Genomic DNA, 8,944 nt, shown 5'->3' with positions numbered 1-8,944 from the left:
CCGAAAGGACGACCAGGATCCACTCGGCCTCCTTCCCACTTCAACCATACACCAGAACCAACACACAGGATCCTAGGATCTGCGCGACGCCACTTCGCGGCTGCTCCGCCCTAGGATGACGAAGTTCGGAAGGCTTCAGCCAATCTCGGGCGAGGAACTAGGCCTTTTTGCCGTGCCTGGCCAGATCCTGCGCAATCGACAGCCGCAGCAGGTCGGCCAACTCGCGCGCAGCGCGGTTCTCGGCGTCGATCTGCGCACGATAGGCCGCGAATTCCTGGCGCGGCCGGTCGAAGGACGAGGGTATCGAACGCTTGCCGACAGCAATCACCGTATTGGTCGCGGTGTCCCTGAGCACGTAATTCGCGGTCAGCGTGACCGTGCCGGCCGTCGGCTCGTCTTCCTGGGTCTGCACCTGCACGATGGCCGCCGATTCGACGAGCTCGGTGACGCCGAGATCGAGCGTGTAGGCCGGCGAGGCCGGCTCACCCGAGCCCTGCCCGAAGGCGAAGATCAGATTGTTGCGCACTTGCTGCGCGTAGCGGGTGTTGACCGGCTTGATCGAGATCGATGCGAGCTCCGCGGATGCGCTGAGCTGCGATCCGGGTGACAGCGGCTGGCTGGAATAGAGCGGCCGCACGGTGCAGGCCGAAACCAGCGCAAGCGCGGCGGCCATGCCGCAGACCGCCAGGCGGCCGCGCAGGCGGACCGGTTGTGACTTCACCGGATCAGGCAACGACATTGACGATCCTCTGCGGGACGATGATCACCTTGCGCGGAGCCTTACCTTCCAGTGCTTTTTGCACGAAGTCGAGAGCCAGCACCGCTTTTTCGACGGCACCTTGATCCGCGTCGCGGGCAATTGTCAAATCCCCGCGCTTCTTGCCGTTGACCTGCACCGGCAGCACGATCTCGTTGTCGACGACCAGCGCCGGATCGTAGACCGGCCAGGGCCGCTCGGCGACCATCTCCGTGCCGCCCAGCGCCTGCCAGCACTCTTCCGCCAGATGCGGCATCATCGGCGCGATCACATGCACCAGGATTTCCACCGCCTCACGGCAGGCGCCCTTTAGCTCCGCATCGGCCTTGCCCTCGGCGACGTCATTGAGCGGCGTGGCCAAGGCATTGGCCAGTTCGTAGATGCGAGCAATGGCGCGGTTGAAGCCGAGCCGTTCAATGTCTTCGCCGATCGCCTTCAGGATCTTGTGCGCAGCCTTGGAAACAGCACCCGCTTCGCCGTCATTCTCCGCTTGCGGCTTGATGCCGCCCAGCGTCTCGGCCGCGATCGACACCAGCCGCCAGATGCGCTGCACGAAGCGGTGCGCGCCGGCCGCGCCCTCGTCGGTCCATTCGACGTCGCGCTCCGGCGGCGAGTCCGACAGCATGAACCAGCGCGCCGTGTCGGCGCCGTAGCCGTCGGTGATCTCTTCCGGGCTCACCGTGTTCTTCTTCGACTTCGACATCTTTTCCAGGGCGCCAATCGTCGCCTCCTCGCCGGTGGCGATCTCGACGGCACGGCGCTTGCCGCCGACGTCCTCGATCCTGACCTCGCCCGGCGACAGCCAGCGTCCGTTGTTGGACGGGCCGCCGACGCGGTAGGTCTCGTGCACCACCATGCCTTGCGTGAACAGCCCCTTGAACGGCTCGGCCAGATTGAGGTGACCGGTCTCGCGCATGGCGCGGGTGAAGAAGCGCGAATAGAGCAGATGCAGGATCGCGTGCTCGATGCCGCCGATATACTGGTCGACCGCCAGCCATTCGTCGGCCGCCTTCGGCTCGGTCGGCTCGTTGGCCCAGGGCGCGGTAAAGCGCGCGAAATACCACGACGAATCGACGAAGGTATCCATCGTGTCGGTCTCGCGCCGCGCATCGCGGCCGCATTGCGGGCATTTCACATGCCGCCAGGTTGGATGACGGTCGAGCGGGTTGCCCGGGCGGTCGAACTCGATGTCGTCGGGCAGCTTGACCGGCAGGTCGGCCTTCGGCACCGGCACGACGCCGCAGGCCTCGCAATGGATCATCGGGATCGGGCAGCCCCAGTAGCGCTGGCGCGAAATGCCCCAGTCGCGCAGGCGAAAATTCACCTTGCGCTCCGCCATCGGCCGGCCGCCGATGCTTTTCTGCTCCAGGAGCTTGGCCACTTCATCGAACGCCCTCTCGGGCTTCATGCCGTCGAGGAAGCGCGAATTGATCATCACCCCGTCGTCGACATAGGCTTCCTCGATGATCTGGAAGGTCTTCGCGTCGGCACCTTCCGGCATAACCACCGGGATCACCGGCAGGCCGTATTTGTTGGCGAAGTCGAGGTCGCGCTGGTCGCCCGACGGGCAGCCGAAAATGGCGCCGGTGCCGTATTCCATCAGCACGAAATTGGCGACATAGACCGGCAGCGTCCAATTCTCGTCGAACGGATGGACGACGCGGATGCCGGTGTCGAAACCCTTCTTCTCGGCCGTCTCGAGCGCCGCCACCGAGGTGCCCATGTGACGGACTTCGTCGATGAACTTCGCCAGCTCGACATTATCCTCGGCGGCCTTTCTCGCCAGCGGATGGTCGGCGGCGACCGCCATGAAGGAGGCGCCGAAGATGGTGTCGGGCCGGGTCGTGTAGACTTCCAGTTCGTTCGTGTCGCCAACCGGTGCCGCCAGCGGCCAGCGGATCAGCAGCCCTTCAGAGCGGCCGATCCAGTTGTGCTGCATCAGCTTGACCTTTTCCGGCCACTCTTCGAGCCCATTGAGCGAGTCCAGCAGGTCCTGCGCGAAGTCGGTGATCTTGAAGAACCACTGCGTCAGCTCACGCTGCTCGACCAGCGCGCCCGAGCGCCAGCCGCGGCCGTCGATGACCTGCTCGTTGGCGAGCACGGTCATGTCCTCCGGGTCCCAGTTCACCTTGGAGGATTTGCGCGTCACCAGCCCCTTCTCGACGAAGTCGAGGAACAGCATCTGCTGGCGGTGGTAATAGTCGACGTCGCAGGTCGCGAACTCGCGCGCCCAGTCGAGCGACAGGCCCATCATCTTGAGCTGCTCGCGCATGACCGCGATGTTCTCGTAGGTCCAGTCCTTGGGGTGGACCTTATTCTGCATGGCGGCGTTTTCGGCCGGCATGCCGAACGCGTCCCAGCCCATCGGATGCAGCACGTTGAAACCCTTGGCGCGCTTGTAGCGCGCCACCACGTCGCCCATCGTGTAGTTGCGGGTGTGGCCGATATGGATCTTGCCCGACGGATAGGGGAACATCTCGAGCACGTAGTATTTCGGCTTCGGGTCGTCGTTGCGGGCCTCGAACAGCTTCTTTTCGGCCCAGGCCTTCTGCCATTTGGGCTCTGACGTGCGCGGATTGTATCGTTCGGTTGCCATCGGATGTTTTTCACTTAAAAGCAGGTGCGCGGTGCTGGATTAAGGCGCGTTGATATTCAGGTCAGGCCGAGCCGAAAATGGCGGGTTCCGAGAACCGGAGCGGAACGTACTTAAAGTACGTGAGCACCGGAAGCGCAGGAAACTGGCATTTGCAGGCCGGCATCACCTGAATATCGACACGCCTAGGCCGGCAGCCGAGACAATGTCGTCGCGGTGTTCACCATGGATTGCCGGACCCGTCAACTGCGGCGAGCCGGCCGGCCATGAAAACTATGGGCAGGATAGTGGCATGACGAACGCCGTAGAGCAGCTTCAGGCGGTCAAGGCGAAGATCGCGAATGCCGAGCGCGAGGCGAAGCGCGCGCCAGGCGCCGTCACGCTTGTGGCGGTGTCGAAGACCTTCGCGGCCGAGGATGTCCGCCCGGTCATCGAGGCGGGCCAGCGCGTCTTCGGCGAGAACCGCGTGCAGGAAGCCCAGGGCAAATGGCCGGCGCTGAAAGCGGCGTTCGCCGATGTCGAGCTGCATCTGATCGGACCGCTGCAGTCCAACAAAGCCAAGGAAGCCGTCGCACTTTTCGATGTCATCGAGACGGTCGACCGAGAGAAGATCGCCGCCGAGCTTTCAAAAGAAATGGCCCGGCAGGGCCGGGCGCCGAAACTCTATGTCCAGGTCAACACCGGCTCGGAGCCGCAAAAGGCCGGCATCGAGCCGCGCGAGGCGGTCGCCTTCGTCAAACGCTGCCGCGACGTGCATGGTCTCGCCATCGAAGGCCTGATGTGCATCCCGCCGGCCGATGAAAATCCCGGCCCGCATTTCGCGCTTCTGGAAAAGCTCGCCCGCGAGGCGGGCGTCGCGAAACTTTCGATGGGCATGTCCGGCGACTACGAAATCGCCATCGCCTTCGGCGCGACCAGTGTCCGGGTGGGCTCGGCGATCTTCGGCAGCCGGTGAGCGCCCGGATCACGCTCGTAACGATCTCGTTACCGGCCGGCCAATCGGACGATAACGCTGGCACGGGCGCTTGAAACGAAACGGGCCGTTCCTATTTACCCGGTGCACATTCACTCCTTTCTCGGGGAATCTCACCATGCGTTATAATCAGCTCGGCAATACCGGCCTATTCGTTTCCGAACTCTGCCTCGGCACCATGACTTTCGGCGCCGCCGGCGAGAATGCCCAATGGGGCCTGATCGCCAGCCTGGACCAGAAGGGCGTCAACGAGATCGTCGCCCGCTCGATCGCCGCCGGCGTCAATTTCTTCGACACCGCGGATGTCTATTCCTTCGGACAATCCGAGCAGCTGCTGGGACAGTCGCTCAAGGATCTCGGCGTCAAACGTTCGGACGTTATCATCGCCACCAAGGTGCATGGCGCCATGGGCAACGGGCCGAACGAGCGCGGCTCCTCGCGCGGTCACATCATGGATTCGGTCGACGGCAGCCTTAAGCGGCTGCAGCTCGATCACATCGATCTATACCAGTTGCACGGCACCGACACGGTCACGCCGTTCGAAGAGACGCTGCGCGCGCTCGACGATCTCGTCGCCAGCGGAAAGGTGCGCTACGTCGGCGTCTCCAACTGGCAGGCCTGGCGTATCGCTAAGGCCCTGGGCGTCGCCGAGCGCAAGGGCTTTGCCCGCTTCGAGACGATTCAGGCCTACTACTCGATCGCCGGCCGCGATCTGGAGCGCGAGATCGTGCCGCTGATCAACGAGGAAAAGCTTGGCCTGATGGTCTGGTCGCCGATGGCCGGCGGCCTGCTTTCCGGCAAATACGGCCCCGGCGCACCCGGCAATGGCGAGGGCCGCCGCGCTTCCTTCAACTTCCCGCCGGTCAATGAGGACCGCGCCTGGGCGGCGGTTGCCGTCATGCGCGAGGTCGCCAGGAAGCACGATGTCAGCGTCGCCACGGTGGCATTGGGTTATGTGCTGGCAAAACCTTTTGTCATGAGCGTCCTCATCGGCGCCAGTCGCATGGACCAGCTCGAGCAGAACCTCGCCGCGACCGGCTTGAAGCTCGACGCCGACGACCTCGCCAGGCTCGACGAGGTGAGCGCGCTGCCTGCCGAATATCCCGGCTGGATGCTGGAGCGGCAAGGCGCCGGCCGGCGCCCCGCGCCGTTCGTGCCGAAGGCGTAATTCCGTTCGAGCAGACAGGCCAGAGCCGCGTGCCATTGGCGCGCGGCTCTTTCGTCATTCAGAGACGAACGGTCTCCGCGAGAAAGTCGAGAAAGGCCCGCACCCGCGCCGGCAGATGCTTGCCATGACCGACATAGACGGCATGCGTCGGCTCCTCGTCGCCGGGATTGAACTCTTCCAGCAACGGCACGAGCAGCCCGGCGGCAATGTCGGGTTCGACATGCCAGCGCGCCAGCCGCGCTATGCCGGCTCCTGCCAGCGTCGTTCGCCGCATCGCTTCGCCGTCGGTGAGCGACATGTTTCCGACAATCGGCATGATGATCGATTTGCCTGTCGCATCGACAAAGGGCCATCCCTCGATATGCCTGGCGAAGCCGAAGGCCAGCATGTTGTGGCGAGCGAGGTCGGACAAAGCGTGTGGCGTGCCGCGTGCTTCAAGATAGGCAGGCGACGCGACCAGGACCATCCGGCTCTGGCCGAGCTTGCGCGCAACCAGGCGTGACTCGCGCAGCGGCCCGGCACGGATAGCGACATCGGCGCGCTCTTCCAGAAGGTCGATGACACTATCGGTCAGCACGGCTTCGACGAAAATCTCGGGATAATTCTCCAGGAAGCGCGGCAAGAGCGGCATCAGCCGGTGCTGGCCGAACGGCACATAGGAGTTGACCCTGAGCCTGCCACGCGGCGCGGCACCCGCCGCCGCTTCGCGCTCGGCCGCATCGAGATCGGCGAGGATGCGCAGGCCGCTGTCATGCAAGGCAGCCCCTTCCGGCGTCAACTGCAGCTTGCGCGTCGAACGGCTGATGAGGCGCGCGCCAAGCCGCGCCTCCAGCCGCGCGATCAGCTTGCTCACCGCCGACGGTGTCATGCGCAACGCCCGCGCCGCGGCTGAGAAGCTGCCCGCCTCGACGACGCGGAGGAACACTTCGATCTCGCCGGAGCGGTTGATGTAGGGTCTTGCCATTCGTGAATCTATTTCACAGAAAATGTGCCCGATGCAAGGCTGGTTCACAGCTTGGCGGATGACGATTTTCGTGTCGGGGCGCCCGACTGAGCGTCCTCCAGCACCAAATGGACCGTTGCCAATGCCTCTTGCTTTATACGCCCTCACCGCCGGCGCCTTCGGCATCGGCGTCACCGAATTCGTCATCATGGGCCTGCTGCTCGATGTCAGCGCCGATCTCGGCGTCTCGATCTCGGCTGCGGGCCTGCTCATCTCCGGCTATGCGCTGGGCGTCGTCCTCGGAGCGCCGCTGCTTGGCGCCTTGACCGGGCGCCTGCCGCGCAAGACCTTGCTGCTTGCCCTGATGGTGGTCTTCACCGTCGGCAACCTGGCCTGCGCGCTGGCGCCCGACTACTGGACACTGATGGCGGCCCGTGTGCTCACCGCCTTCGCCCATGCCTCCTTCTTCGGCGTCGGCTCCGTCGTCGCGACCGGCCTTGTCCCGCCCAACCGGAAGGCCTCGGCCATCGCGCTGATGTTCACCGGTCTCACCGTCGCCAACATCCTCGGCGTGCCCTTCGGCACCTGGCTCGGCCAGGCCTATGGCTGGCGTTCGAGCTTCCTGGCGGTCACGCTGGTCGGCGTCATCGCCTTTGCCGTGATCGCGCTGCTGGTGCCGCGCGACGAGCCCGCCGCCACGGAGGAAGAGGAGACCTCAGAAGGCACGCTCGCCGTGCTCGGCCGCCGGCCGGTGCTGCTCGGCCTGTTGACCACGGTGCTGAGCTGGGTCGGCGTCTTTGCGGCCTTCACTTATCTGGCGCCCATCCTCACCCGCGTCACCGGCTTTTCCGAGGGAGCCGTGTCGCCGATCCTGCTGGTCTTCGGCGGTGGCCTGGTGGCGGGCAATCTGCTTGGCGGGCGCCTTGCCGACCGCCATCTGGTGCCGACGGTCGTCGGCACACTGCTCGCGCTGTCGGCGGTGCTGTTCGTCATGACCGCCGCGATCCATCAGCCGGTCACAGCGATCGTCGCCGTCGGATTGCTGGGTGCCGCCGCCTTTGCCACCGTCGCGCCACTGCAGATGTGGGTGCTGGAGAAGGCCAAGGGCGCCGGTCAGGGCCTGGCCTCCTCCTTCAACATCGCCGCTTTCAATCTCGGCAACGCCATCGGCGCCTGGCTCGGCGGCTTCGTCATCGACCATGGCCCCGGCCTCGGCGCCGTGCCCCTCGTTGCCGGCCTCGTGCCGCTCGCCGCGCTCGGTGTGGTGCTCATGGCGCTGCGCCTCGAACGCGGCCAGGCGATCGGCAAGCCGGTCACGGCGCAGTGCTGAGCGCTGATCCCTTCGACATCCAATCAGGAGAAAAAAGATGGACTATCGACCTCTCGGCGCCTCCGGCCTGAAAGTGCCCGCCCTTTCCTTCGGCGCCGGAACTTTTGGTGGCTCCGGCCCGCTGTTCGGCCATTGGGGCAACAGCGACGCGAAGGAAGCGCGCCGCCTAGTCGACATCTGCCTGGAGGCGGGCGTCCATCTCTTCGACACGGCCGATGTCTATTCGAACGGCGCTTCGGAAGAGGTGCTGGGCGAGGCCATCAAGGGCCGGCGCGATGCGGTGCTGATCTCGACCAAGACGTCCCTGCCGATGGGCGACGGCCCAGGCGACTGGGGCTCGTCGCGCTCACGCCTGATCCGCTCCGTCGACGCGGCGCTGAAGCGCCTCGGCACCGACTATATCGACCTGCTGCAGCTCCATGCCTTCGATGCCTCGACGCCGGTCGAGGAGGTGCTGTCGACGCTGGATCATCTCGTGCGCTCCGGCAAGCTGCGCTATGTCGGTGTCTCCAACTTCTCCGGCTGGCAGGTGATGAAGTCGCTCGGCCTGGCGGAAAAGCACGGCTACCCGCGCTATGTCGCGCATCAGGTCTATTATTCGCTGGTCGGCCGCGACTATGAGTGGGAGCTGATGCCGCTCGGCCTCGACCAGGGCGTCGGCGCCTTGGTGTGGAGCCCGCTCGGCTGGGGCCGGCTCACCGGCAAGATCCGCCGCGGCCAGCCCTTGCCGGAAATGAGCCGGCTGCACGGCACCGCCGATTTCGGTCCGCCGGTCGAGGATGAGCATCTCTTCAAGGTGGTCGACGCGCTGGAGGCGGTCGCCGCCGAGACCGGCAAGACCGTGCCGCAAATCGCCATCAACTGGCTCCTGCAGCGGCCGACCGTGTCATCGGTGATCATCGGCGCGCGCAACGAGGAGCAGCTCCGCCAGAACCTCGGCGCCGTCGGCTGGGCGTTGACGCCGGAGCAGATCAGGGCGCTCGATGAAGCAAGCGCGGTGACGGCGCCCTATCCATACTTCCCCTATCGCCGCCAGGAAGGTTTCGCCCGGCTGAACCCGCCGGCGGTGTGAAGCCGGCGGTGCCTAGTCGCCCCCTCGAGGACATAGGCGCTAAGATAGGTATTGCGGCGCGGAATCGGTTGTGATTCTACGCTGGAGATGACACACGAATCGCTTGTT

7 protein-coding genes are annotated in these 8,944 nt (G+C 65.1%); 4 read left to right on the top strand and 3 right to left on the bottom strand.

The genetic code is table 11. The features are described 5' to 3' along the window. Window positions 1-157: 157 nt before the first annotated feature. Window positions 158-739 carry an LPS assembly lipoprotein LptE gene (lptE, locus tag LB528_RS29840; protein ID WP_224717217.1) on the bottom strand — a complete coding sequence of 194 codons (582 nt, stop codon included), beginning with the start codon at window positions 737-739 and terminating at the stop codon, window positions 158-160. Beyond that, window positions 726-3,353: a leucine--tRNA ligase gene (leuS, locus tag LB528_RS29835; RefSeq protein ID WP_224717216.1), complete on the bottom strand. Its 2,628-nt coding sequence runs from the start codon at window positions 3,351-3,353 to the stop codon at window positions 726-728. Before leuS ends, lptE begins: the two co-directional genes overlap by 14 nt. A gap of 289 nt (window positions 3,354-3,642) precedes the next feature. Between leuS and LB528_RS29830 the strand changes: the two genes are divergently transcribed. Next, entirely contained in the window at window positions 3,643-4,305 is a 663-nt protein-coding gene (locus tag LB528_RS29830) for a YggS family pyridoxal phosphate-dependent enzyme (RefSeq protein WP_224717215.1), read from the top strand. Window positions 4,306-4,441: 136 nt separating this feature from the next. Next, complete coding sequence (locus LB528_RS29825; protein WP_224717214.1) at window positions 4,442-5,491, top strand: aldo/keto reductase; 1,050 nt, start codon at window positions 4,442-4,444, stop codon at window positions 5,489-5,491. Between the two features lie 58 nt (window positions 5,492-5,549). Here the strand turns inward: LB528_RS29825 and LB528_RS29820 are convergent, their stop codons facing one another. Further along, complete coding sequence (locus LB528_RS29820; protein ID WP_224717213.1) at window positions 5,550-6,455, bottom strand: LysR family transcriptional regulator; 906 nt, start codon at window positions 6,453-6,455, stop codon at window positions 5,550-5,552. A 121-nt stretch (window positions 6,456-6,576) separates the two neighbouring features. Between LB528_RS29820 and LB528_RS29815 the strand changes: the two genes are divergently transcribed. Beyond that, entirely contained in the window at window positions 6,577-7,764 is a 1,188-nt protein-coding gene (locus tag LB528_RS29815) for an MFS transporter (RefSeq protein WP_224717212.1), read from the top strand. Between the two features lie 37 nt (window positions 7,765-7,801). Next, window positions 7,802-8,836, top strand: coding sequence for an aldo/keto reductase (locus LB528_RS29810; protein ID WP_224717211.1), 1,035 nt, complete (start codon window positions 7,802-7,804; stop codon window positions 8,834-8,836). The last annotated feature ends 108 nt before the right edge of the window (window positions 8,837-8,944 follow it).

This window comes from Mesorhizobium sp. CA4 (genome assembly GCF_020165075.1).
Classification (GTDB): Bacteria; Pseudomonadota; Alphaproteobacteria; order Rhizobiales; family Rhizobiaceae; genus Mesorhizobium.
Note: the sequence above shows the minus strand (reverse complement) of the source record. Positions and strands in the feature narration are given on the sequence as shown.

Bases quoted from the DNA above. Each gene is read 5' to 3' on its own strand.
- LB528_RS29810 (WP_224717211.1), top strand. From the start codon at position 7,802: ATGGACTATCGACCTCTCGGCGCCTCCGGCCTGAAAGTGCCCGCCCTT.
- lptE (WP_224717217.1), bottom strand. From the start codon at position 739: ATGTCGTTGCCTGATCCGGTGAAGTCACAACCGGTCCGCCTGCGCGGC.
- LB528_RS29815 (WP_224717212.1), top strand. From the start codon at position 6,577: ATGCCTCTTGCTTTATACGCCCTCACCGCCGGCGCCTTCGGCATCGGC.
- LB528_RS29825 (WP_224717214.1), top strand. From the start codon at position 4,442: ATGCGTTATAATCAGCTCGGCAATACCGGCCTATTCGTTTCCGAACTC.
- LB528_RS29820 (WP_224717213.1), bottom strand. From the start codon at position 6,455: ATGGCAAGACCCTACATCAACCGCTCCGGCGAGATCGAAGTGTTCCTC.
- LB528_RS29830 (WP_224717215.1), top strand. From the start codon at position 3,643: ATGACGAACGCCGTAGAGCAGCTTCAGGCGGTCAAGGCGAAGATCGCG.
- leuS (WP_224717216.1), bottom strand. From the start codon at position 3,353: ATGGCAACCGAACGATACAATCCGCGCACGTCAGAGCCCAAATGGCAG.